General features: G+C 70.2%; 25 protein-coding genes. 13 read left to right on the forward strand and 12 right to left on the reverse strand.

The features are described 5' to 3' along the window. Positions 1-58 precede the first annotated feature (58 nt). Entirely contained in the window at positions 59-700 is a 642-nt protein-coding gene (locus AB0C30_RS00280; protein WP_357937945.1) for a LysE family translocator, read from the reverse strand. Positions 701-842: 142 nt separating this feature from the next. On the opposite strand from AB0C30_RS00280, the gene AB0C30_RS00285 reads away from it, so the two are divergent. The 5 genes from AB0C30_RS00285 to AB0C30_RS00305 are packed head-to-tail and all read left to right on the forward strand — an operon-like array spanning position 843 to position 4075. Continuing rightward, positions 843-1685 carry a neutral zinc metallopeptidase gene (locus AB0C30_RS00285; RefSeq protein ID WP_357937948.1) on the forward strand — a complete coding sequence of 281 codons (843 nt, stop codon included), beginning with the start codon at positions 843-845 and terminating at the stop codon, positions 1683-1685. Between the two features lie 48 nt (positions 1686-1733). Further along, positions 1734-2030, forward strand: coding sequence for a type II toxin-antitoxin system VapB family antitoxin (locus tag AB0C30_RS00290; protein WP_357937951.1), 297 nt, complete (start codon positions 1734-1736; stop codon positions 2028-2030). Positions 2031-2066: 36 nt separating this feature from the next. Continuing rightward, positions 2067-2516 (forward strand): VOC family protein, encoded by a 450-nt coding sequence (locus tag AB0C30_RS00295; protein WP_357937954.1) that lies wholly within the window; start codon positions 2067-2069, stop codon positions 2514-2516. Between the two features lie 51 nt (positions 2517-2567). Then, entirely contained in the window at positions 2568-2981 is a 414-nt protein-coding gene (locus tag AB0C30_RS00300; protein WP_357937957.1) for a TIGR03668 family PPOX class F420-dependent oxidoreductase, read from the forward strand. 8 nt (positions 2982-2989) lie between these two features. Beyond that, entirely contained in the window at positions 2990-4075 is a 1086-nt protein-coding gene (locus AB0C30_RS00305; RefSeq protein WP_357937960.1) for an ABC transporter substrate-binding protein, read from the forward strand. Positions 4076-4165: 90 nt separating this feature from the next. On the opposite strand, the gene AB0C30_RS00310 is transcribed toward AB0C30_RS00305, so the two are convergent. From AB0C30_RS00310 to AB0C30_RS00320, 3 genes are all read right to left on the reverse strand, one after another. Continuing rightward, positions 4166-5263 (reverse strand): CU044_5270 family protein, encoded by a 1098-nt coding sequence (locus AB0C30_RS00310; protein ID WP_357937963.1) that lies wholly within the window; start codon positions 5261-5263, stop codon positions 4166-4168. After that, positions 5260-5757, reverse strand: a complete 498-nt coding sequence (locus AB0C30_RS00315; RefSeq protein WP_357937966.1) for a SigE family RNA polymerase sigma factor — start codon at positions 5755-5757, stop codon at positions 5260-5262. Before AB0C30_RS00315 ends, AB0C30_RS00310 begins: the two co-directional genes overlap by 4 nt. 84 nt (positions 5758-5841) lie before the next feature. Next, entirely contained in the window at positions 5842-6882 is a 1041-nt protein-coding gene (locus tag AB0C30_RS00320) for an LLM class F420-dependent oxidoreductase (RefSeq protein ID WP_357937969.1), read from the reverse strand. A 239-nt stretch (positions 6883-7121) separates the two neighbouring features. Between AB0C30_RS00320 and AB0C30_RS00325 the strand changes: the two genes are divergently transcribed. The 8 genes from AB0C30_RS00325 (at position 7122) to AB0C30_RS00360 (ending at position 14769) form a co-directional block, all read left to right on the forward strand. After that, positions 7122-7913: an ABC transporter ATP-binding protein gene (locus AB0C30_RS00325; RefSeq protein ID WP_357937972.1), complete on the forward strand. Its 792-nt coding sequence runs from the start codon at positions 7122-7124 to the stop codon at positions 7911-7913. Beyond that, positions 7910-8758 carry an ABC transporter ATP-binding protein gene (locus AB0C30_RS00330; RefSeq protein WP_357937975.1) on the forward strand — a complete coding sequence of 283 codons (849 nt, stop codon included), beginning with the start codon at positions 7910-7912 and terminating at the stop codon, positions 8756-8758. The genes AB0C30_RS00325 and AB0C30_RS00330 overlap by 4 nt, the downstream gene beginning before the upstream one ends. Beyond that, on the forward strand, positions 8755-9645 hold the full coding sequence (locus AB0C30_RS00335; protein WP_357937978.1) for a branched-chain amino acid ABC transporter permease: 891 nt from the start codon (positions 8755-8757) through the stop codon (positions 9643-9645). The genes AB0C30_RS00330 and AB0C30_RS00335 overlap by 4 nt, the downstream gene beginning before the upstream one ends. Then, positions 9638-10756, forward strand: coding sequence for a branched-chain amino acid ABC transporter permease (locus AB0C30_RS00340; RefSeq protein ID WP_357937981.1), 1119 nt, complete (start codon positions 9638-9640; stop codon positions 10754-10756). The genes AB0C30_RS00335 and AB0C30_RS00340 overlap by 8 nt, the downstream gene beginning before the upstream one ends. A 40-nt stretch (positions 10757-10796) precedes the next feature. Further along, complete coding sequence (locus AB0C30_RS00345; protein ID WP_357937984.1) at positions 10797-12038, forward strand: ABC transporter substrate-binding protein; 1242 nt, start codon at positions 10797-10799, stop codon at positions 12036-12038. Positions 12039-12093: 55 nt separating this feature from the next. Continuing rightward, positions 12094-12753 carry a TetR/AcrR family transcriptional regulator gene (locus AB0C30_RS00350; protein WP_357937987.1) on the forward strand — a complete coding sequence of 220 codons (660 nt, stop codon included), beginning with the start codon at positions 12094-12096 and terminating at the stop codon, positions 12751-12753. Positions 12754-12845: 92 nt separating this feature from the next. Further along, positions 12846-13994 carry an acyl-CoA dehydrogenase family protein gene (locus AB0C30_RS00355; protein WP_357937990.1) on the forward strand — a complete coding sequence of 383 codons (1149 nt, stop codon included), beginning with the start codon at positions 12846-12848 and terminating at the stop codon, positions 13992-13994. Between the two features lie 16 nt (positions 13995-14010). After that, positions 14011-14769, forward strand: coding sequence for a crotonase/enoyl-CoA hydratase family protein (locus tag AB0C30_RS00360; protein WP_357937993.1), 759 nt, complete (start codon positions 14011-14013; stop codon positions 14767-14769). Positions 14770-14843: 74 nt separating this feature from the next. Here AB0C30_RS00360 and AB0C30_RS00365 read toward each other — a convergent pair whose 3' ends face one another. The 8 genes from AB0C30_RS00365 to AB0C30_RS00400 form a co-directional block, all read right to left on the reverse strand. Then, positions 14844-15305 (reverse strand): MaoC family dehydratase, encoded by a 462-nt coding sequence (locus tag AB0C30_RS00365; RefSeq protein ID WP_357937996.1) that lies wholly within the window; start codon positions 15303-15305, stop codon positions 14844-14846. Beyond that, positions 15302-16513 (reverse strand): acetyl-CoA C-acetyltransferase, encoded by a 1212-nt coding sequence (locus AB0C30_RS00370; RefSeq protein WP_357937999.1) that lies wholly within the window; start codon positions 16511-16513, stop codon positions 15302-15304. Before AB0C30_RS00370 ends, AB0C30_RS00365 begins: the two co-directional genes overlap by 4 nt. Then, the gene (locus tag AB0C30_RS00375; protein ID WP_357938002.1) at positions 16506-17396 is read right to left on the reverse strand and encodes a MaoC family dehydratase N-terminal domain-containing protein; all 891 of its coding nucleotides are present in this window, start codon (positions 17394-17396) and stop codon (positions 16506-16508) included. Before AB0C30_RS00375 ends, AB0C30_RS00370 begins: the two co-directional genes overlap by 8 nt. Further along, positions 17393-18133: a 3-oxoacyl-ACP reductase FabG gene (fabG, locus tag AB0C30_RS00380; RefSeq protein ID WP_357938005.1), complete on the reverse strand. Its 741-nt coding sequence runs from the start codon at positions 18131-18133 to the stop codon at positions 17393-17395. Before fabG ends, AB0C30_RS00375 begins: the two co-directional genes overlap by 4 nt. A gap of 6 nt (positions 18134-18139) precedes the next feature. Beyond that, positions 18140-19294, reverse strand: a complete 1155-nt coding sequence (locus tag AB0C30_RS00385; protein WP_357938008.1) for an acyl-CoA dehydrogenase family protein — start codon at positions 19292-19294, stop codon at positions 18140-18142. Beyond that, the gene (locus tag AB0C30_RS00390) at positions 19291-20454 is read right to left on the reverse strand and encodes an acyl-CoA dehydrogenase family protein (protein WP_357938011.1); all 1164 of its coding nucleotides are present in this window, start codon (positions 20452-20454) and stop codon (positions 19291-19293) included. Before AB0C30_RS00390 ends, AB0C30_RS00385 begins: the two co-directional genes overlap by 4 nt. Before the next feature lie 101 nt (positions 20455-20555). After that, positions 20556-21698: a CaiB/BaiF CoA-transferase family protein gene (locus AB0C30_RS00395; protein WP_357938014.1), complete on the reverse strand. Its 1143-nt coding sequence runs from the start codon at positions 21696-21698 to the stop codon at positions 20556-20558. Further along, a complete protein-coding gene (locus AB0C30_RS00400; RefSeq protein ID WP_357938017.1) occupies positions 21695-22486 on the reverse strand; it encodes a crotonase/enoyl-CoA hydratase family protein in 792 nt (263 codons plus the stop codon). Before AB0C30_RS00400 ends, AB0C30_RS00395 begins: the two co-directional genes overlap by 4 nt. Positions 22487-22554 lie beyond the last annotated feature (68 nt).

Genomic DNA, 22554 nt, shown 5'->3' on the forward strand with positions numbered 1-22554 from the left:
CGACGATGCCACCAGGAGGCCACGCGGTTCCCGAAATATCGCCTGAAGCGCTGCGCGCCTATGCCGGTGCGAGGGCCTTGGAACGATCGGCGATGAGGTGGACGGCGATGCCGGCGAGCACGGTGCCCATGAGGTACCGCTGGATCCGCAGCCAGAGCGGGCGGCCGGCCAGGAAGGCCGCCAGCGTGCCCGCCGACACCGCGATCAGCGCGTTGACCAATGTGCCGATGAGGATCTGGACCGAGCCGAGCGCGAGGCTCTGCAGCAGCACGTGCCCCATGGCCGGATCGATGAACTGCGGCAGCAGCGAGAGGTACAGGATCGCGATCTTCGGGTTCAGCAGGCAGGTGAGCAGGCCCATGGCGAAGAGCTTGCGCGGCGGCTCGATCGCCAGCTCGCGCGGCTCGAAGGCGGAGGTGCCGCCGGGCTTGACGGCGTTCCAGGCCAGCCAGAGCAGGTAGGCGGCGCCGGCGAGCTTGAGGGCGGTGTAGGCGGCGGGTACGTACGCGAAGATCGCCGTCAGGCCCAGGCAGGTGGCCGTCAGATAGACGGTGAACCCGAGCGCCACCCCGATGAGGGAGATCAACCCGGCCCGGCGGCCCTGGGTGATGGAGCGCGACACCAGATAGATCATGTTCGGCCCGGGGGTGAGAACCATGCCCAGCGACACCAACGCGATTCCCAGCAGACCACCAGTCATATGGGCAGATTAGCGGACATTGCGCCCGGCCACCGGTGAATACTCTGCGTAAGCGCGCGGGTATGAGAGGTTCACCGTTGGCATCTATACGCCCCTTTCGGGAAGCTGTCATCCGAGCAGCACCCGAGAAGGGACCTCAGCGATGGACTTCAGGGACGACGCCAACCTCGATTCCTCACAGGTGGAGGACGTCGGCGGTAGTGGAGGGGGCGGGGGCGGTGGCGGGTTCCCCGGCGGCATGGTCATCGGCGGCGGCGGAATCGTCAGCCTGATCGTGCTCGTCATAGTCTTCGTCCTGAACAACCTGAGCGGCGGAACCGACCAGCCGGCACAACAGCGGCAGCCGTCCTCGAACCTGTCGCAGCAGTGCCGTACTGGCAAGGACGCCGATCAGTCGGAGAAATGCCGGGTTGTCGGCGTGGTCAACAGCATCCAGGACTACTGGAAGACCCAGATTTCCGACTATCGCCCGGCGAAGACCGTCCTGTACTCCGGCAGCCTGCGCACCGCCTGCGGCGCGGCCAGTTCGGCGGTCGGCCCCTTCTACTGCCCCGGCGACCAGCGCGTCTACCTGGACCTGAGCTTCTTCGACCAGTTGCAAAGCCAATTTGGCGCAAAAGGCGGCCCATTCGCACAGGCGTATGTAATTGCCCACGAGTACGGACACCACGCCCAGGACCTCCTAGGCGAGCTCTCCCAGGGCAACTCGGTGGCGACGGAGTTGCAGGCCGACTGCTACGCGGGTGTGTGGGCCAAGCACGCCGTCGAGACCGGCTTCTACGAAAAGCCGTTCACCACCGCGGAGATGGCCGAGGCGCTCGACGCGGCGGCGGCCGTCGGCGATGACCGGATCCAGCAGCGTACGCAGGGCAGGATCGACCCAGAGTCGTTCACGCACGGCAGCTCCGAGCAACGCGTCAACGCCCTGAATCGCGGTTACAAGATCGGCGATCCGGCCAAATGCGCACAGGCCGATCTTGTATAACGGCGGCGTAGAACACGAGTAATCGGATTCTCTCCTAAAATCGTTGGGGTGATCTTTAAGCTTGTCGGTGACGGACGTCCTTATCCCGACCATGGTCTGACGCCCAGAGAGTGGGCGCAGATCCCCCCACGGCAGGTCCGGCTCGACTCGTTGATCACCACGAAGGCCATGCTGGACCTGCACTCCCTGCTCGCCGCCGACTCCACGTTCTACGGCGACCTCTTCCCGCACGTGGTGCAGTGGGAGGGCGAGCTCTACCTGGAGGACGGGTTGCACCGGGCGCTCCGGGCGGCCCTGCACCAGCGCTCGATCCTGCACGCCCGAGTCCTGGAGATGCCCCGCTGACAAAGATTTGTCGGACCCCTTCGGCAGGATGCCTCCATGGTCTCTTTTCAGCTGGTGATCGACTGCGCCGACCCCGGACGGCTGGCGCGCTTCTGGGCCGACGGCTTGCGTTATGAGCTGGAGGAGCCGCCGGGCCACTTCGACACCTGGCGAGACTACTGGCAGAGCATCGGCGTGCCGGATGAGGAGCTCGGCGACGGAGACTGCTCCGACAGCATCGTCGATCCGGAGGGCGGAGGCCCGCGGATCTGGTTCCAGCAGGTGCCTGAGGGCAAGGTGGTTAAAAACCGCTTCCACCTCGACATCAAGGTGGGCGGCAAGCGGGAGGAGGTCCCGCTGGCGATCCGCAGAGAGCGCGTCGACGCCGAGGTGACGCGGCTGGTCCGGGCGGGCGCCTCCGTCGTACGCGTGCTCGCCGAGCCCGGGATGGACCACTACGCGGTGGCGATGACGGACCCGGAGGGCAACGAGTTCGACGTGGTCTGAGAGGTCGCCTAAGAGGCCGTCCGGCTCAGAGGCCGGCTGAGAGTTGGTGCGATGGACGAGGCCGTGGCGCGAGCGAAGTTCCTGGCAGCACGCAGCGCCAGGCTGGCCACCGTGGACGAGCAAGGGGCGCCGCACCTGGTGCCCATCGTCTTCGCGGTGGCGGGCGACATGATCGCCTTCGCCGTGGACGACAAACCGAAGCGGACGACAGACCTCCGCAGGCTTCGGAACATCGCGAGCGACAACCGGGTGTGCGTCCTGGTCGACCACTACGCCGACGACTGGCGGCGCCTGTGGTGGGCCCGAGCCGACGGCACGGCCGCGCTCGTCGACGACGACACCACACGCGGCCAGTGGCTCGACCGGCTGGCCGCACGCTACGACCAATACGTGGAGCGACGCCCCGCCGGCCCGGTGATCGCGATCACCGTCGAGCGGTGGAGCGGCTGGGCCTACGACGAGTAGGAGGGACGATGTCCGACAGCCGCCTTCGGCTCGGCGCCTGCCTGTCCCTGTCGGGCAAGTACGCGAGATTCGGCAGGCAGGCCGGACTCGCCCTGGACATCTGGCGGTCCACAACCGGCGCGGCAGACCTGCTCATCGAGGACGACGGCAGCGATCCCGAACGGCTGGCCGCCCTCCTCCCCAGGTTGTCGGCGGAGTGCGACCTCCTGCTCGGCCCCTACTCGACCATCCTCATGCGAAGAGCGGGAACCGTCGCCGCGACCCTGGATCGCCTGATCTGGAACCACGGCGGATCAGGCGACGACGTGGAGACCGCCCACCCCGGCCACGTCGTGTCCGTGCCGACGCCGGCCAGCCGCTACGCGGAGCCCTTCGTCCGGCACCTCGCCGCCCGCGAGGATCCCCGCCCGCTCCTGATCGTCACCGGCAAGGGCCGTTTCGGCCGTCAGGTCGCCGATGGCGCTGAGCGCCTGGCGCGCGCCCTCGGGATAGACACCATCCACCGCCGCCCGAGCACACCGGAGGGCTACACCGGCTCGCTCGAAGAGAACTGGGACATCTTCCGCTCGGGCTCATTCGAGGAGGGCTGGGATCTCTTCTGCGCCGGCTCGTTCGAGGAAGACGTGGAAACGGTCATCTCGGCCAGATCACTGCCGACGCCTCCGCAGAACGTCTGCGCCGTGGCCGCGGGCGTTCGCGAGTTCGGCCAGGCCGTCGAGGGGCCCTTGGGCATCTACGGTGTCGGGCAGTGGTTCCCGGGGAGCGGCGGTCATGTCGAGTTGTCCATGAGCGAGGACGACTTCCTGAGCGCCTACCGGAAACGCTCCGGGTCACTCCCCGACTATCCAGCAGCCCAGGCCGCGGCCGCTGCCGCGATCGCGACACACTGCGCCGGGCAGGCGGCCGGCGCCACACGTGAGGCGCTGTGGGATACGGCCGTAGCGCTGGAGACAACCACCATGTTCGGCGCCTTCAAGGTGGATCCCCGCACGGGTGCCCAGATCGGGCACCAGACGGCACTCACCAGATGGGGCGCCGAAGGCCCCGCCATTGTGACATCAAGGCCCCGCGGCCCGGCCACCCCGCCGTTGTGACATCAAGGCCCCGCCATCGTGACGACAATCTCCCGCCACCCCAAGGTCCGCCGTGGCAAAGTCCTCGCTCGGCCTGGCCTCAGCCGGAAGTCAGCTTTGCGGGCGCTCACCTAAGGCCTCGGCCCAGCCCATGTCCTCATAGCTGACCTGCAGTGTCGGCGACGATTGCCCTTGTTCGCGGAACTCGTAGGAGAGCAACTCCGCTGTCTCGTCGTCCACGATCAGTCGAGCCTCGCCCGCAGAGTCCCCATTCCCTGCTGTGGCCCGCGCCAGGGCGACCCCGGTGCGCCCCAGCGAATCGGTGACCTCTCCCAGCGACTTGATCGCAGGCTGTTCGGCAAGCAGCCGGTAGAGGGCGGAGCGGGTCCCGGGGCTGATCGGACCGGCCAGCAGGTCCTGCGCCGCCGACCACACGTATTCGGTGAACTCCGGTTTGGCGGGCCACCAGTCGCTTGCGCGCTCCTCGTCGAACAGCCGCCGCAACTGGCTCTCCAGCCTGTCCTTGCTGGTCGGCAGCTTGAGCAGTTGCCGGACCGTGAAGTTGTGGTTGCCGATCTGAAAGTGGAGTTCCATGTCGTAGTCGTTGGTCGACGGCTTCTCTCCGGCCAGGGCGGGCGAGCCCAGCTGCTTCCACTTCGCCTCGTCCGCCGGGGAAGCGAAGGCGACCTTAGGGTCCTGACCCGTCACGGTTCGGCTGGGCTCGCCCTTCTCGCTCGCGTACCAGCTGTCCTGGGTACTCGCCACGGTCGCCGAGAAGGGGATCTTCTGCCGTTGCGGCTTTTTGAGTTTCTTCCCGTAGTAATGGGCCGGCTGGGAGATGCGTTGACGGGTGTACCAGTAGGGGCCCGACGTGGCCGGCTCGCGGGCGGCGGTCTCGGCTGCGGCCAGCAGGACGGACCGGGCGTCCAGAGATTGCGTACGGGAGGAATGCGAGGACCGTGAACCGTCTCCGGCGAGCGGCGCACTGGCAATCGGTGGCGGGCCGGCCGGGACAATTCCGCCACTGCCCAGAACCACGACGACGGCTGCCGAGGCAATGACCGTTCCGGCGATGGCCCCCACCACGGCACGGGTCCGCTTGGCCCGGCGTCCCCGGCGTACCAGAGCCGACACCGGCGCGGGCGTGACCGGTTCACGCTGAGCGAGAGTCCGCAAGGCCTGTGCGAACTCTTCATGGTCGTCGTTCATCGCGCTGCCTCCTGGTTATCCCGCAGAGCCGTGCGCAGCCGCGCCATCGCTCTGGAGTGCTGACTCTTGACTGTGCCGACCGTGCAGCCGAGTGCCGCCGCGACCGCTTTCTCCGTCAGATCCTCGTAGTGCCGGAGGACGACGATGGCGCGCTGCTTGCGCGGCAGGGCGAGCAGCGCGCGGCGTAAATCCTCGTGCGGCTCGTACGGCCCGGACCGAGGATCAGCGTGATCAGGCAGGTCGGCAGTGGGCAGTTCCCGTTGACGTCGCCGCCACCAGCTGACGTTCCCATTGACCAGCATGCGGCGCAGATAGGCATGCGGGTCGGTGGGACCTACGCGTCGCCACCGAACGTACAGCCGCACCAGGCAGTCCTGGAGCAGTTCCTCGGCCCGGTGCCGATCGCCGGTGAGCAGGATGGCGACGGCCATGTGCCTGTTCCAGGCCGCCTCGGCGAAGGCGGCGTACGCGGCGTCTTCCGTTGGATCACTCACATGGCCTCAACGCGGAGGTGCCGGAAAAAGGTTGGCAGAAGGGCGGAACTGTTTCCGCGCCCTCGCGCCGGACGCCCGTGACGGTCAGGGCATGAGGTCCCGCAGGAGCTCGATAGCGGCGACCCGACCGGCCTGGCTGTCCGCCAAGGGCTTGACGCTGACCGTCGTGATGCCGCACGCGGCGAGTTCCGCGAGCCGGTCGGCCACGTACTCCTTCGGCCCGACCAGGGACGTGGCGCGCAGCAGGTCCTCGGGGACCGCGGCCTCCGCCTCCCGCTTGCGTCCCGACAGGTAGAGGTCCTGGATGAGCTCGGCCTCCCGCTCGTAGCCGTAACGGCGGGCGAGGTCGTTGTAGAAGTTCTTGCCCCGGGCGCCCATGCCGCCGATGTAGAGCGCGAGCTGCGGGCGGGCACGGTCGAGCAGGTGGCCGACGTCGTCGCCGATGGCCAGGGGCATGGTGACCACGATGTCCAGCGGGCCCAGGGCCGGGTCGCGGTGGGCCTGGCCGGCGTCGAGCGACGGGCCCCAGACCTCGCGCAGCCGGCCGGGATGTACGAAGATCGGCAGCCAGCCCTCGGCGATCTCGGCGGCGAGTCTGACGTTCTTGGGACCGATGGCGGCCAGCATGACCGGAATGCGGTCGCGTACCGGATGGTTGATGAGCTTCAGCGGCTTGCCCAGGCCCGTCCCGCGCCCGGCCGGCAGCGGGAGTTCGTAGTGCTCGCCCTCGTACACGACCTCCTCGCGGCTCCACACCCGGCGGCAGATCTCCACGATCTCGCGGGTACGGCCGATCGGCGCGTCGTAGGGAACGCCGTGGAACCCCTCGACCACTTGCGGCCCTGACGCGCCCAGGCCGAGCGTGAACCGGCCGTCCGACACGTAGTCCAAGCCGGCCGCGGTCATCGCGAGCAGCGACGGCGTCCGGGTGTAGATCGGCAGGATCGCCGAGGCGAGGTGCATCCGGTCCGTGGCCGACGCGAGATAACCGAGCTGGCTCACGGCGTCGAAGGAGTATGCCTCCGCCACGAAGGCGATCTCCACCCCCGCCTTCTCCAGGTCACGCAGGCCCGCGGCCACCTGCTTGAAACCGCCGCTGTAGGCCAGGGTCGTGCCGATCCGCATGGCGAACCTCCAGGGTGGGATGGGCGGCAAACCCGCTCCGACTGCGCCCGACAAGGTGTTGACGTGTGTCTTCGAGAGACCTACATTACGCGTACTTAACGAACGATCGATAGTGCCAACTTAACGAACGATTGATCTATACCTCGGGAGCGGAGCGACCAGAGCGGGGGAAGGCGGCGGCATGGGCGACCGAGCCCGCCTCACGGAGTGAGGCCGCGAGAACAGCAAGGAGAAGCCGGATGCTCGAGATCGAAGGGCTCGTCGTTCGCTATGGCGCACGTGAGCCCGTACTTCACGGAGTGAGCCTCGCGGTCGCCGAGGCAGGCGTGGTCGCGCTGCTCGGCGCGAACGGCGCGGGAAAGACCTCCCTCATGCGGGCCGTCTCGGGGACGGTGCCGTTGCACGGCGGATCGGTCGCCGCGGGATCGATCAGGTTCCTGGGCCAGCAGATCGCCGGCGCGAACCCGGCGGCTGTGGTGACCGGCGGGCTCGTCCAGGTCCCGGAGGGCCGACACGTGTTCGGGCCGCTCACCGTTGACGAGAACCTCGACGCGGGCGCCGTCACCGTCCGGTCCCGCGAGGCGCGGGCACGCTGTCGCCGCCAGGTGTTCGAGATGTTCCCCCGGCTGGCCGAGCGGCACCGTCAGCGCGCCGGCACGCTGTCAGGCGGCGAACAGCAAATGCTCGCCATCGCCCGCGCGCTGATGGCCCAGCCGAAGCTGCTGTTGCTGGACGAGCCGTCGCTGGGCCTGGCGCCGCGACTGGTCAAGCAGATCGGCGAGATCGTGCGTGAGATCGCCCGCGACGGCGTCCCCGTGCTGCTGGTGGAGCAGAACGCGGCCATGGCGTTGTCCGTCGCCCAGTCGGCGTACGTCCTTGAGCTCGGACGGGTCGTCTTGAGCGGACCGGCCGACGAACTGTCGCACAGCGACGAGGTCCGCCGGCTCTACCTCGGCGAAGACCTGGAAACCGACCACGACGACCCGCGCGACGGCCGTGCCGTGCCCCAGCTGGCCCGGTGGACGGCGTGAGCCCGCCCCGCCTCGTGGTGGACGGGGTGAGCGTGGCCTTCAGCGGTCTGCTGGCGCTGGACGAGGTGTCGTTCACCGTCGAGCCGGGGACCGTGCACGCGGTCATCGGCCCCAACGGGGCGGGCAAGTCGTCGCTGCTCAACGCGCTGTGCGGCATCTACCCGGTGGCCGACGGACGCATCCTGCTCGACGACCACGAGGTGACCCGGCAGCGCCCCGACCGGGTCGCGGCGCTCGGGGTCGGCAGGACCTTCCAGAACATCGTGGTCTCGCCGCGGGAGTCGGTGCTGGACAACCTGATGGTGGGGCGGCACCGGCTGACCCGCGCCGGCCTGCTCAGGACCGCCCTGTGGCTCGGCCGCGGCGAACAGCGCCGCCACGAGGCGCGGGTACGGGAGATCGCCGAGTTCGCCGGCCTCTCGGCGCTGCTGGAGGCCACCGCCGGGCGGCTGGCGTACGGCGACCTCAAGCGCCTGGAGTTCGCCAGGGCGCTGTGCCTGGAGCCGCGCCTGCTCATCCTCGACGAGCCGGTCGCCGGCATGAACACCGCGGAGAGCCGGGAGCTGGGGCGGCTGGTCCTCGCGGCGCGCGACGCCCTCGGCCTCACCGTGGTGTTCGTGGAGCACGACATGGGCGTGGTCATGTCGATCGCCGACCGCATCACGGTGCTGGACTTCGGCAAGGTCGTCGCCGAGGGAACGCCGGCCGAGGTGCGCCGGGATCCGACCGTGGTCAGCGCCTATCTCGGCGTGCCGGACGAGGACGCTCCGGACGAGGACGCTCCGGACGCGCACGCTCGGGACGAACCCGTGATCGAGCAAGAGGCCGAGAGGACGCCGCGATGATCCGCCTGCTGGAACTGCTCGTCAACGGCGTGTCCCTGGGCCTGCTGTACGCACTCATCACGCTCGGCTTCGTCATCGTCTTCAAGGCCACCCGCGTGGTCAACTTCGCTCACGCGTCATTCCTGCTCCTGGGCGTGTACGTGGTCGCCGCCACCCAGTCGCGGATCGGGTTCGCCGCGGCGGCGCTGCTCGGCCTCGCCGTCGCCGGCCTGCTCGCGCTGGCGACCGAGCGGCTCCTGCTGGCCCGCATCGACCCGCACAACCACCACTCGATGGCGATCCTCACGATCGGGCTGAACGTCGTGCTGACCGCCGAGCTGACCCGCCGCCTCGGGGAGCAGGTGCTTCCGCTGGGGGCGCCGTGGGACGGCGAGGTGGTCAACCTGGGGCCGCTGACGCTGCCGCTCACGATCGTCATCATCGTGGTCGCCGTACCGCTGCTGATCGGCGGTCTCACCGCGCTGCTCACGCTGACCGGCTGGGGGCTGGCGATGCGCGCGTCCATCGCCGACGCCGAGGGCGCGGCGCTGGTGGGGATCCGGCTGCGCCGGGTCTCGGCCGGCGCCTGGGTGGTGGCCGGGCTGCTGGCCACTGCGGCCGGGATCGGCCTGGCCTCGTTCCCCAGCCCCGGCGTCAGCCTGAGCATCGAATCGGTCGCGATCGCCGCCTTCCCCGCCGCCATCATCGGCGGATTCGACTCGCTCGGCGGGGCCATCGCCGGCGGCCTCATCGTCGGGGTCGTCCAGGTGCTCGTGGCCGGTCACCAGGACTCGCTCGCGTTCCTGGGACTAGGAGTGGGCGACGTCGTGGCCTATCTCGTGATGATCGTCGTGCTGCTGTGGCGGCCGTCCGGACTGTTCGGGTCGAAGGAGTTCAGCCGTGTCTGAGGACACCATCGCACCTGTCCGTCCCGTCCCCGCCGATTCGCGGGCCCGGACGCTGCCGCGCCGCCTGCCAGCAGTCGCCGCCGTGGTCGCCGCGATCGTGGTGGCGCTGGCCCTGCCGCTGTACGTGGACGCGTTCTGGCTGCGCATCGGCTTGTTCGCGATGGCCTCGGCGGTCGGGGCGCTCGGCCTGACCATCCTGTTCGGCGCGGCCGGGCAGCTGTCGCTCGGGCACGCGTTCTTCGTCGCGGTCGGCACGTACGGCTACGCGTTCCTCTCCGGCGGCGAGGGCGGCCATCTGACGGGCCTGGGACTGCCCCCGCTCGTGGCGGCGGTGCTCGCGACCCTGCTCGCCGGGCTGTGCGGCCTGCTGTTCAGCCCGATCGCCAGCCGGTTGCGCGGCATCTATCTCGGCATCGCCTCGCTCGGCCTGGTCTTCCTCGGCCACCACCTGCTGCTCAACCTGCGGCCGGTGACCGGCGGCTACGACGGGCGCTCGGTCACGCCGTTCGCGCTCGGCGGGTTCGTCTTCTCCGACGCCGGCGGCCTCGTCGTGTTCGGGGTGCCGTTCGGGGCCGTCGAGAACCTCTGGTATCTCTTCCTGGTCGTCACCGTCGTGGCCATGCTGGTGGCCCGCAACGTGCTGCGGGGCCGGCCGGGCCGGGCGTTCCGCCTCATACGTGACAGCGAGGTGGGCGCCGCCGCGATGGGCGTGCGGGTGCAGCGCACCAAAGCGGCCGCGTTCGTCCTGTCCTCGATGTACGCAGGCGCCGCCGGCGTGCTGACGGCGCTGGCGTTCCAGCGTGCCGTCCCCGACTATTTCGACCTCCATCTCTCCATCGACTTCCTCGCGATGATCATCCTTGGCGGGCTCGGCTCGACGTCCGGCGCCATCATCGGGGCGACGTTCGTGGTCGCGCTGCCGATCGTGCTGTCCCGCTACGCCGACGTGCTGCCGCTCGTCGTCGGCCCCGGCCAGGACGGGCTGGAAGCGTCCATCGCCGCGCAGTTCGTGTACGGCGCGCTCGTCGTGGTCGTCATGCTGACCCAGCCCGGCGGGGTGCGCGCGATGGTGCACGCCCTCCGGGACCGGCGCAGGCCGGCCGCCCCCTGACCCCTTCTCGACACCCCCCAGAGAACTACCAGGAGAACCCATGAACCGGTCCCGTCCGCGCGTCTTCGCCGCGGCCGCCCTCGTGGCCGCCCTGTCCGTCACCGCTTGCTCCACCAAGGCCACCTCGTCCGGGAGCGGCGCCGCCCCCGGTGTCAGTGACTCCACCATCAAACTGGGCATGCTGCTGGACCTGTCCGGCGCGTTCGCCACATCAGGGAAGACCAGCAACACCGCCAGCCAGTTCGCCGTCGACGAGATCAACGCGGCGGGCGGGGTGTGCGGGCGGAAGATCGAGCTCGTCATCCGGGACCACGGGTACGACGTGCAGAAGGCGGTCACGGCCTACGACGAGGTCGCGCCGCAGGTCCTCGGGTTGCTCAACGTCTACGGTTCGGCGATCACCTCGGCGCTGCGGGACAAGATCACCTCGAACGACATGCTGGTCGGCCTGACGGCGTTCGCGCCCACGCTGCTCGGCGATCCGCATCTCCTCGTGGTCGGCGCCACGTACGACGTCCAGGCGATCAACAGCGTCGACTGGATGGTGCGGGAGGGCATGTTGAAGAAGGGCGACACCCTCGGGCACATCTACCTGCAGGGCGAGATCGGCGAGAACAGCCTGAAGGGAAGCACGTTCGCAGCCGGGAAACTCGGTCTGAAACTGTCCGGCCAGCAGATCAAGCCGACCGACGCCGACCTCACCAGCCAGGTCAACGCGATGAAGGCGGCCGGTGCCAAGGCGATCCTGTTGGACTCGACGGCGAAGCAGACCGCGGCGGTGGCCAGCGCCGCCCAGGCCGCCGGACTCGACGTGCCGATCATGGGGAACGTGGCGACGTTCGCCACGAGCCTGCTGTCCACGGCGGCCGCGCCCGCGCTGATCAAGCGGTACTACCGGGTGTCGGGCATCGGGCTGCTCAGCGCGGACACCCCCGCGGTCAAGGCGCTCGCGGACAAGTGGAAGGCCAAGTTCGGCGCTCAGCAGCCGGAGTCGGGCGGCGCGGTGGTGCTCGCATACCTGTCAACCCACCTGTGGGCGAAGATCATCAGTGGTACGTGCAACGACCTGACCCGCAAGAGCCTGCTCGCCGCCCGCACCAAGGTGACCAGCTTCAGCATCGACGGGCTCGGGCCGGCGCTGGACCTGTCCGAGCCGGCGCAGCCGACCTCGCGGGCCAGCCAGATCCACCGCCCCGACCAGGGCGTCTACGCCGGCATGAAGCTCATCGAGGACTTCAAGGTGTCCGACCTCGCCAAGGAGTATCAGGTCAAGGCGGGCTAGCCCCGGCCGGGGCTGATGATCTCAACATCGGACACGCTTGGAATAGGATGTGGTGATGGCGACACGCGGCACGGCAGCGGCGGCGGATCGGCCGCCGGGGGCGGTGACCAGGGGAAACGGGCTTGCCGCGATCATGCGGTCGGCACGCGACATCTTCGCCGAGCGCGGCTACCACGGCGCCTCGATCAGGGACATCGCGAAGGGCGCGGGGCTGAGCCTCTCGGTTCTCTACTACTACCACGCAGGTAAGCAGGAGCTCCTCCACGCGCTGCTGGAAGACGCGCTCGACGACTGCCGGCGCGGCTGCGAGACGGCACTGACCGCCGCCGGGGACGACCCGGCGGCGCGGCTGAGCGCCTTCGTCCGGTCCACGGTCGAATACCGGGTGCGGCGCCAGGTCGACAGCCTGCTCGCGCTGCGGGAGCTGCGCAACCTGGAGCCGGAGCGGCTGGAGCGGTTCGTGGAGCGGCGCGACGCGCTGCCGAAACTGCTGCGTGAGATCATCGACGACGGCGCGGCGCGCGGCGTCTTCGCCACTCCCCATCCCGACGAGGCGCAGCGGGCGATCCTGGCGATGTGCAACGCGATCGCCCAGTGGTACCAACCCGACGGCGACCTGAGCGTCACCGACCTGGTGGAGCGCTACGTCCATCTGGCGCTCACGGTGGTGGAGCACCGCCCGCCGGCCCGAAGGTCGCGCGCCAAGACCCGCTGACCCGCCGATCCGGACCCTGACATCGCCGGTCCGCGACCTACACTTAACGATCGTTCGACAAGATCCTGGTCTTGCCGGCAGAGAGAGGAACGATGCGACGCACCGTCTTCGACGACGACCATGAGGCGTTCCGGGCCACCGTCCGTGACTTCCTCGCCCGGGAGGTCGTCCCGATCTTCCCCGCGTGGGAGAAGGCGGGCGCGGCGCCCCGCGACTTCTACCGGCGGCTCGGCAAGCTGGGCGTGCTCGGCCTGCAGGTCCCCGAGGAGTACGGCGGCGGCGGCCAGCGCGGCTTCAGGTTCAACGTCGTGGTGAACGAGGAACTGGCGCGGGCGAAGCTGGGCCTCGGCCCGGTACGGGTGCACACCGACATCGTGCTGCCGTACCTGCTGCGCTACGCCTCCGAGGAGCAGAAGCGGCGCTGGCTGCCAGGGGTGGCCAACGGCGAGCTGATGACCGCGATCGCGATGACCGAGCCGGGAACCGGGTCGGACCTCGCCGGCATCGCTACGACCGCGGTGCTCGACGGGGACCATTATGTGCTCAACGGGGCCAAGACCTTCATCACCGGCGCTGTCAACGCCGACCTCGTACTCGTCGTCGCCCGTACGTCCCCGCCCACGGGCGACCGGCGGGCGGGGCTGAGCATCCTGGTCGTCGAGGCGGGCTCGCCCGGCTTCTCGGTGGGCCGCAATCTGGACAAGCTCGGGCTCAAGGCGCAGGACACCGCCGAGCTGGCCTTCGAGGACGTCGCCGTGCCGGCGGCGAACCTGCTGGGCGAGGAGGGCCGCGCGTTCGAGTTCCTCCGCCACAACCTCGCGCAGGAGCGACTGTCCATCGCCGTGAACGCGCAGGCGGCAGCGGCGACGGCGCTGGAGGTCACCCTCGCCTACGTGAACGAGCGGAACGTCTTCGGCCGGCCGCTGTCCGGCTTCCAGAACACCAAGTTCGTGCTCGCCGAGTGCGCGACCGACGTGGAGGCGGGCCAGGCGCTGGTCGACCGCGCGCTGGAGGAGCACGACGCCGGCGAGCTGAGCGCGGCCGATGCGGCCAAGGTGAAGCTCTTCTGCACCGAGCTGCAGTCCCGCGTCGTCGACAAGTGCCTGCAACTGCACGGCGGCTACGGGTACGTGCTGGAATACCCGATCGCCCGCATGTACGCCGACGCGCGCGTCACCCGCATCTACGGTGGCACCAGCGAGGTCATGAAGAGCATCATCGCCAAGTCCATCGGCCTCTGACCAAGGGAGCACCTCGATGAGCACAGTGCTGACCGAATTCGCGGACGGCATCGCGGTCATCACCATCAACCGGCCCGCGGCACGCAACGCGGTGGACCTGGAGACGACGAAGGCGCTCGCGGCGGCGATCGACGAGCTCGAGTCCAGGCCCGACCTGAAGGTGGGGATCCTCACCGGAGCCGGCGGCACGTTCTGCTCCGGCATGGATCTGAAGGCGTTCACGCGGGGCGAGAAGCCTGCCCTGCCGGGGCGCGGCTTCGCCGGCATCACCGAGCGGCTTCCGGAGAAACCGCTGATCGCGGCGGTTGAGGGGTGGGCGGCCGCGGGTGGCTGCGAGCTGGCGCTGGCGGCCGATCTGGTGGTGGCGTCCCGAACTGCCCAGTTCAGCCTGCCCGAGGTCAAGCGGGGGCTGATCGCGGTCGGAGGCGGATTGTTGCGGGTGGCGAAGGCGTTGCCACACCACCTCGCCATGCAGCTGGTGCTCACCGGTGATCCGTTGCCGGCGGTGCGGGCGCACGCGTACGGGCTGGTCAACGAGCTCACCGAGCCGGGTGTGGCGCTGGAGGGGGCGCGGGCGCTGGCCGCCAGGATCGCCGCCAACGCGCCGTTCGCGGTGCGGATGTCCAAGCGGATCCTGTCGTCGTCGGTGAACTACACCGACGAGGCCGCGTTCGCGGCGCAGCTGAAGGTGTGGGCCGAGGTGGTGGCCTCCGCCGACGCGCAGGAGGGCGCCCGCGCCTTCGCCGAGAAGCGGACGCCGATCTGGGACCGTTGACCTGCCTTCCCTCGGGCAGCGACCGCTGACCTGACTTCCTTCGGGCGGCGACCGCCGACTTGCCCCGGGGATCCTCAGGCGTCGAGAAGGAGCGTGATGGTCTCGGCGACGCAGGCGGGTTTTCGTTCGCCGTCGAGCTCGATGGTGTAGCGCGTCGTGAGTGCGGCGCCCGTCGCGGTCTCCCGCAGGCCGGCGAAGGCGGCCACCGCCCGCAGGCGCGAGCCCTCAGGCACGGGCGAGGGGAAGCGGACCTTGTTCACGCCGTAGTTGACGCGGGCCCCGCCCAGGTCGAGGCGGAAGAGCCGGGGCCCGAAGTGCGGGATCAGCGACAGCGTCAGGTATCCGTGCGCGATGGTGCGGCCGAACGGACCGGACGCGGCCCGTTCTGGGTCGACATGGATCCACTGGTGGTCGCCGGTGGCGTCGGCGAAGGCGTCGATGCGCTCCTGATCCACGACGAGCCAGTCGCTGGGGCCGATGGGCTCGTCGAGGGCGCTCTTCACCTCCTCCAGGGAGGTGAAGACGCGGGCGGTCATGACGTCACCCGTTCGAAGACGGCGGCCAGGCCCTGGCCGCCGCCGATGCACATGGTCTCCAGGCCGTACCTGGCCTCGCGCCGGCAGAGCTCGCGGGACAGCGTCGCCAGCATCCGCACACCGGTGGCGCCGACCGGGTGGCCGAGCGAGATGCCGGAGCCGTGGACGTTCGTACGCTCCAGGTCCTCCTCGCCGAACTTCCACTCCCTCATGACCGCCAGCGCCTGGGCCGCGAACGCCTCGTTGAGCTCGATGAGTTCCATGTCGTGCAGCGAGAGGCCGGCCCGGTCCAGGGCGGCCGCGGTGGCGGGTACCGGGCCGATGCCCATGGTCTCCGGCGCGACCCCGGCCACGGCCCACGACACGAGGCGGACCAGCGGTCGCAGGCCGAGCCGGTCGGCGCGCTCGGGGGTGGTGACGAGGCACATGGCGGCGGCGTCGTTCTGCCCGCTCGCGTTGCCCGCCGTGACGGTCGCCTCCGGGTCGGAGCCGGCCAGGAGTGGTTTGAGCCTGGACAGGGACTCCAAGGATGTGTCGGCGCGGGGGTGCTCGTCGGTGTCGATCACGACCTCGCCGTTCCTGGTGGATACCGGGGTCGGGATGATCTCCTCGGCCAGGATGCCGTCGGCTTGGGCCCTGACCGCGCGCTGGTGGGACAGCAGGGCCAGCTCGTCCTGTTCCCGGCGCGAGATCGCGTACGCGCGGCGCAGGTTCTCGGCGGTCTCGATCATGCCGCCGGGAATCGGGTGGCTCCGGCCGCCCGCGGTCTGCCGGGCGCGTACAAGGCTGTCGTGCACCGCTACGCCGTTCCTCGCGCCCCAGCGCATGTCCGTGGAGTAGAACGTGGCGTTGCTCATGCTCTCCGTGCCGCCCGCGACGACGACCTCATGAACCCCGGTCTGCACCTGCATGGCGGCGTGGATGACGGCCTGCAGGCCCGAGCCGCACCGGCGGTCGAGGTGGAGGCCGGGGACGTGGGCGGGCAGACCGGCGTCGAGCGCGACGACGCGGCCGATCGCGGGCGCCTCGCTGCTGGCGTTGCAGTGGCCCAGGACGACGTCCTCGATCTCGTCCGGCACGAGGCCGGTGCGCTCGATCAGGCCCTTGAGCGCGATGACGCCGAGGTCGGCCGCCGTCAGGCTCCTGAACATCCCGCCGTAACGGCCTATCGGGGTGCGGACGGGCTCACAGATGACCGCCTCACGCATGGCCGGCCCCTTCCTGCTCGATCGTCAAGGTACTGCGGGGCTCGTCATCCGCGCCGAACACGCCCAGCGTCAGCGATCCGGTGTCCTCGACCCGCCGGAGCTCCGCCCGCTGGCCGCAGAACAGCGGCTTGCGGTTGCGGTGCCGCAGACGGACGACCTCGCCCCGGTGCCCTTCGAGGCGGAGGATCTCCGCAAGGGCGAGCGTCATCAGGGGGCCGTGCACGACCAGGCCGGGATAGCCCTCGACACGGGTGGTGTACGGCCAGTCGTAGTGGATGCGGTGGGGATTCGCGCTCGCCGCGCTGAAGCGCATCAGCAGCGTCGGATCCGTGGCGAAATCCCAGGCCCACTCCCCTGTCCGGGTGAACGGAGCGCGGGCGGGGGCCGCGTCGGGCGGCTGCGCGGCCGAGGGCGCGGCGGGCCCGGCGTCCCGGTAGATCAGGTCCTGGCGCTCCTCGATCGCGAGTTTGTCATGCTCGTCGTACAGGGCGGTGACGACGGTCACCACGACGAGGCGGCCGGTGCGGCCGGACTTCTCGGTGACCGACTCCACGCGCGCCTCACGGCGGACCGTGCCACCGACCGTGAGCGGGGCATGGAGGACGACCTCGCCGCCGGCGAACATCCGGCGCGGCAGTTCCACCGGGGGCAGGAACGACCCGCGCGCCGGATGGCCGTCGGCGCCGAGCGCGGACGAGCGGGGCCAGCGGGCCAGGGCGAGCCAGTGCCACAGCGGCGGAAGGACGTCCCCCGGGCCGATCGCGGGCGTGCCGTCGTCGAACAACGCCGACAGCGCCGCCACCGGATGGGGGTCGACCGTCTCGGTCGTGACGACGGTGTGCGGTGCCCAGCTCGCATCAACCGCCCGCCGGTGACTGCTCACATCAACCGCCCGCCGGTGACTTCGAGCACGGTGCCGGTCATGTACGACGACAGATCCGAGGCCAGGAACAACGCCACCGAGGCGACCTCGTGCGCCTCGCCCGCCCGTCCCATCGGGATCTCGGCCAGCTTCTGGTCCCACGCCTTCTGCGGCATCGCCTCGGTCATGGCCGAGCGGATCAGGCCCGGCTGGATGGCGTTGACCCGGACGCCGTGGTGGGCCAACTCCTTGGCGGCGGCCTTGGACAGGCCGACGACACCGGCCTTGGCGGCGGAGTAGTTGGTCTGGCCGACCATGCCGACCTTCCCCGACAGCGAGGAGATGTTCACGATCGCGCCGCTCTTCTGCTCGCGCATGACGGCGGCGGCCTTGCGGGTGCCGTTCCAGGTGCCCTTGAGGTGGACGTCGATGACCTGGTCGAACTGCTCCTCGGTCATCGTGCGCATCGTCGCGTCGCGGGTGATCCCGGCGTTGTTGACCATGACGTCCAGCGAGCCGAACGCCTCCAGCGCCGTCCGGATCAGGGCGTCCACATCCGCGGCGCGGGTGACGTCGCACCGCGCCGCCCGGGCCACGCCTGGCCCGCCGAGCTCCTTGGCCGCCGCCTCGGCCGCCTCCAGGTTGAGATCGCCGATCACGACCCGCGCGCCTTCCCTGACGAAGACCTCCGCGATGGCGAGGCCGATGCCCTGGGCGGCGCCGGTGACGACCGCGGTCTTGCCGTTGAGCAGCATCATGTTTCCTCAGCTGATGGGGTTGCGGGCGATCAGTTGGGCGGCGATGACGTTGCGCTGGATCTCGTTGGTGCCCTCGCCGAGGATCATCAGCGGGGCGTCCCGGAAGTAGCGCTCGACGTCGAACTCCTTGGAGTAGCCGTACCCGCCGTGCACGCGCATCGCGTCCAGCGTCACCTGCATCGCAGCCTCGGAGGCGAAGAGCTTGGCCATACCGGCCTCCATGTCGGCGCGGCCGCCCGCGTCGAGCCGGCGGGCGGCGTCCTCGGTGAGCAGCCGTGCCGCCTGGACCTTGGTCGCCATGTCGGCCAGCAGGTTGCCCACCGACTGGTGTTTCCAGATCGGCTTGCCGAACGACTCGCGTTCTTGCGCGTACCGCACCGCGTCGTCGAGCGCGGCCTGGGCGACGCCGACCGCGCGGGCGGCGACCTGGATCCTGCCGATCTCCAGGCCACGCATCATCTGCGCCCAGCCCTGGTTCGGCTCGTCGCCGAGCACGGCGGACGCGGGGACCCGCATGTCGTCGAAGACGAGCTCACAGGACTCGACGCCGCGATAGCCGAGCTTCGGCAGGTTCTTGGACACGGTCATGCCGTCGCCGGGCTCGACGAGGAGCACACTCATGCCCCGGTGCGCCGGCTTCGCGTCCGGGTCGGTCACGCAGAGTAGGCCGATGAGGCCGGCGTGGCGGGCGTTGGTGATCCAGGTCTTCGACCCGGTGATCAACAGGTCGCCGCCGTCCTCGCGGGCGTGCGTGCGCATCGCCTGCAGGTCGCTGCCGCCGCCGGGCTCGGTGAGCGCCATCGCCGCCCGGATCGTGCCGTCGGCCATCCGGGGCAGGTAACGTTCGCGCTGGTCAGGGGTGCCGAACGTGCGGATCATGTAGGTGATGACCGAGTGCCCGCCGATGGCGCCGGCCAGGCTCATCCAGCCGCGGGCCAGCTCCTCCGTGACCCGGGCGAAGCACTCCGTACTCACCTCCACGCCGCCGTGCTCGGCGGGCGCGAGCAGGCCGAAGAAGCCCAGCTTCTTCATCTCCTCGATGAACTCGGCGGGGTAGGCGTCCACCGACTCGTAGTCCCGTACTCGCGGCCGCACCCGCTCGTCGACGAATTCGCCGGCCAGGGCGACGATCTCCCTTTCGTCCTCGGTCAGTGCGCTCATGATCGCTCTCCGCTTCGTTCCGCGCCCTTGAGCAGTTGCTTGGCGATGATGACCTTTTGCACCTCGCTCGTGCCCTCGTACAGCCGGAACAGGCGGGCGTCGCGGTAGAACCGCTCGACCGGGACCGACCGCATATATCCCAGGCCGCCGTGAATCTGTACGGCGCGGTCGGCCACCCGGCCGACCATCTCCGAGCAGAAGAGCTTCGCGCACGAGGGGGCCATGCGCCGGTCGCTGCCGTCGTCGTAGGCCCGCGCCGCGTCCAGCACCATCGCCCGCCCGGCCATGAGCTCGGTCTGCGAGTCCGCGAGCATCGCCTGCACCTGCTGGAACTCCGCGATGGGCCGCCCGCCCTGCCGGGTGGCGGCGGCATGGGTGACGCTCTCCTCGACGAGCCGCTGGGCCAGCCCGACGCAGATCGCCGCGATGTGCAGCCGGCCGCGCGCCAGCGAGCGCATGGCGGCCGCGAACCCCTCGCCCTCGACTCCGCCGATCAGCGCGGAGTCGGGCACGAAGACGTCGTCGAGGAAGACCTCGGCGGTGTGTGCTCCGCGCTGTCCCATCTTCTCGTCCTTGGGGCCGACCGTGAGCCCCTCGGCGCCGGACTCCACCACGAAGACGGAGATGGCCTTGGTGCCCTCGGTGTCGGCGTTCGTCCTGGCGAAGACCATGAACAGGTCGGCCCGGTCGGCGTTCGTGATGAACCGCTTCTGGCCGGTGAGCCGGTAGCCGCCCTCGGCCCGGACCGCCCGGGTCCGCAGCCCGCTGGGATCGGAGCCGGCCTCGGGCTCTGTCAGCGCGAACGCGGCGATCTGGTCACCGGCCGCCAGCGCGGGGAGGTGCCGCCGCTTCTGCTCGTCGGTGCCGAAGTTCACCAGCACCTGGCCGGCGATGCCGTTGTTGGTGCCGAGCATCGAGCGGAAGGCCGGCGCGGTGTGGCCGAGCTCCATCGCCAGCTGAACATCCTCGATCATGGTGAACCCGAGCCCGCCGTGCTCCTCCGGCAGCGCGTAGCCGAACAACCCCATGTCAGCCGCCTTCGCACGGATGGCCTCGGGGATCTCGTCGGTCTGCTCGATGACGTCTTCGGCGGGCACGACCTCCTTGCGTACGAAGGTGCGCACGGCGGCCAGCACCTCCTGGAACGCTTCGATGTCCACTGTTCAGCTCCTGATGGTGGTGGGCGACGGCTCGGGCTTGAGGATCTTTCCGGCGGGCAAGGTGGGCAGCGCGTCGACCATGCCCTCCGGCCAGTACGCGTTCACCGCACCGCCCCCACTGCCAGCAGGTTTTCGATCTCCTCGGAGGTATGGCCAAGTTCGGCGAGGATCGCACGGGTGTCCTGGCCAGGGACGGGCGCGGGTGCCGGCCTGTCGCTAGGGGTGCCGGCGAACCGGGGCGCGGGCGCGGGCTGGATGGCGCCCTCGGCGTCGGTGTAGAAGCTGTCCCGGGCGGCGTTGTGGGGATGCGCGACGACCTCGTCCATGGTCAGCACCGGTGTGACGCAGGCGTCGACGCCGGCGAAGCGCGCCACCCATTCCTCGCGGGAGGCGTTCTTGAACGCCTTGGCGAAGGTCTCCCGCATCGCGGGCCAGGTGGCCGGGTCGCGCTGGGCGGCGAGGTCGACCGCGTGAGCGACGCCGAGGACGTCCACGAGCTTGGCGAAGAAGGCGCCTTCGATGGCGCCCACGGCCACGTGCCGCCCGTCGGCGCACTCGTAGGTGTCGTAGAAGGGGGCGCCGCCGTCGAGCAGGTTCGCGCCACGCTCGGTGGCCCAGGCGCCGTGCGCGTACCGGCCGTAGATCATCGACATCAGCAGGCCGGAGCCCTCGACCATCGCCGCGTCCACCACCTGGCCGCGTCCCGACGTGCGCGCGTTCAGCACCGCGGCCAGCACGCCGAGCGCCAGCAGCATGCCGCCGCCGCCGAAGTCGCCGACCAGGTTGAGCGGCGGCGTGGGCGGGTGATCGGGGCGGCCGATCGCGGCCAGCGCGCCGGAGAGCGCGATGTAGTTGATGTCGTGGCCGGCCCGCATGGCCAGTGGCCCGTCCTGGCCGAAGCCGGTCATCCGGCCGAACACCAGGCGCGGATTGCTCTCGGCCAGCGTCCCGGGATCGAACCCCAGCCGCTCGGCCACGCCGGGACGGAAGCCCTCCAGGACCGCGTCCGCCGTGTCGATCAGGGCCCGGACGACGGCGGCGCCACGGGGGTTCTTCAGATCGGCGACCAGCGAGCGGCGCCCGCGGTCGAGCACCGGGTTCGGGCGCGCGTCCCGATCGGCGGGGCGGTGGACGCGGATCACCTCCGCCCCCAGATCGGCCAGCATCATGGCGGCGAACGGAACGGGGCCGATGCCGCCCAGCTCGACGACCCGCACTCCGGTGAGAGGACCGTTCACGGTCATCGGCCCTGCCAGTTCGGCCGGCGCTTCTCGGCGAAGGCGCGGGCGCCTTCCTTGGCGTCCTCCGAGGCGAAGACCGGCTCGATGATCAGCCGCTGGCGGACGAACCGCTCCTCCTCCGGCCACTGCTCGTGCTCTTTGATCACTCGCTTGGTGGCGAGCGTGGCGAGCGGGCCGTTCTCCGCGATGCGGGCGGCGAGCGTCAGTGCGGCGTCCAGTGCCTCGCCCTCCTCGGTGAGCCGGTTGACCAGGCCTATCTCGTACGCCCGCGCGGCCGTGATCAGGTCCCCGGTCAGCGCGAGCTCCATCGCGATCTGCGGGGGGACACGGTGCGGCAGGCGCAGCAGCCCACCGGCGGCGGCCACCAGGCCCCGTTTGACCTCCGGGATGCCGAACTTCGCCGTCCGCGCCGCCACGACGAGGTCGCAGGCGAGGACGATCTCGCAGCCGCCGGCCAGCGCGTAGCCCTCGACCGCGGCGATCAGCGGCTTCTTCGGCGGCGCCTCGGTCACGCCGGCGAATCCCCGGCCCTCGAGGCTCGGCCGCTCGCCGCGCAGAAATGCCTTCAGGTCCATGCCCGCGCAAAAGCAGTCTCCGGCCCCGGTAAGGACGGCGGCGGAGAGGTCGTCGCGCCGATCGAGCTCGTCGAGCGCGGCGGCGATGCCCTCGGACACGGCGCGGGTGACAGCGTTCTTGGCGTGCGGGCGGTTGATGGTGATCACCGCGATGCGCGACTCGTGACGCACCAGCACGTCGTCACCGACGGCGGTCGTGCCGCTCTCCGTTGTCATCGTGCTCCTGGGTCATCGAACAGGTCAGCCGGTGGCGTCCCGGCGTATCCCGACTGCATCATCACCGC

Origin of the sequence: Nonomuraea sp. NPDC048901 (assembly GCF_040649695.1) — a bacterium.
Classification (GTDB): domain Bacteria; phylum Actinomycetota; class Actinomycetes; order Streptosporangiales; family Streptosporangiaceae; genus Nonomuraea.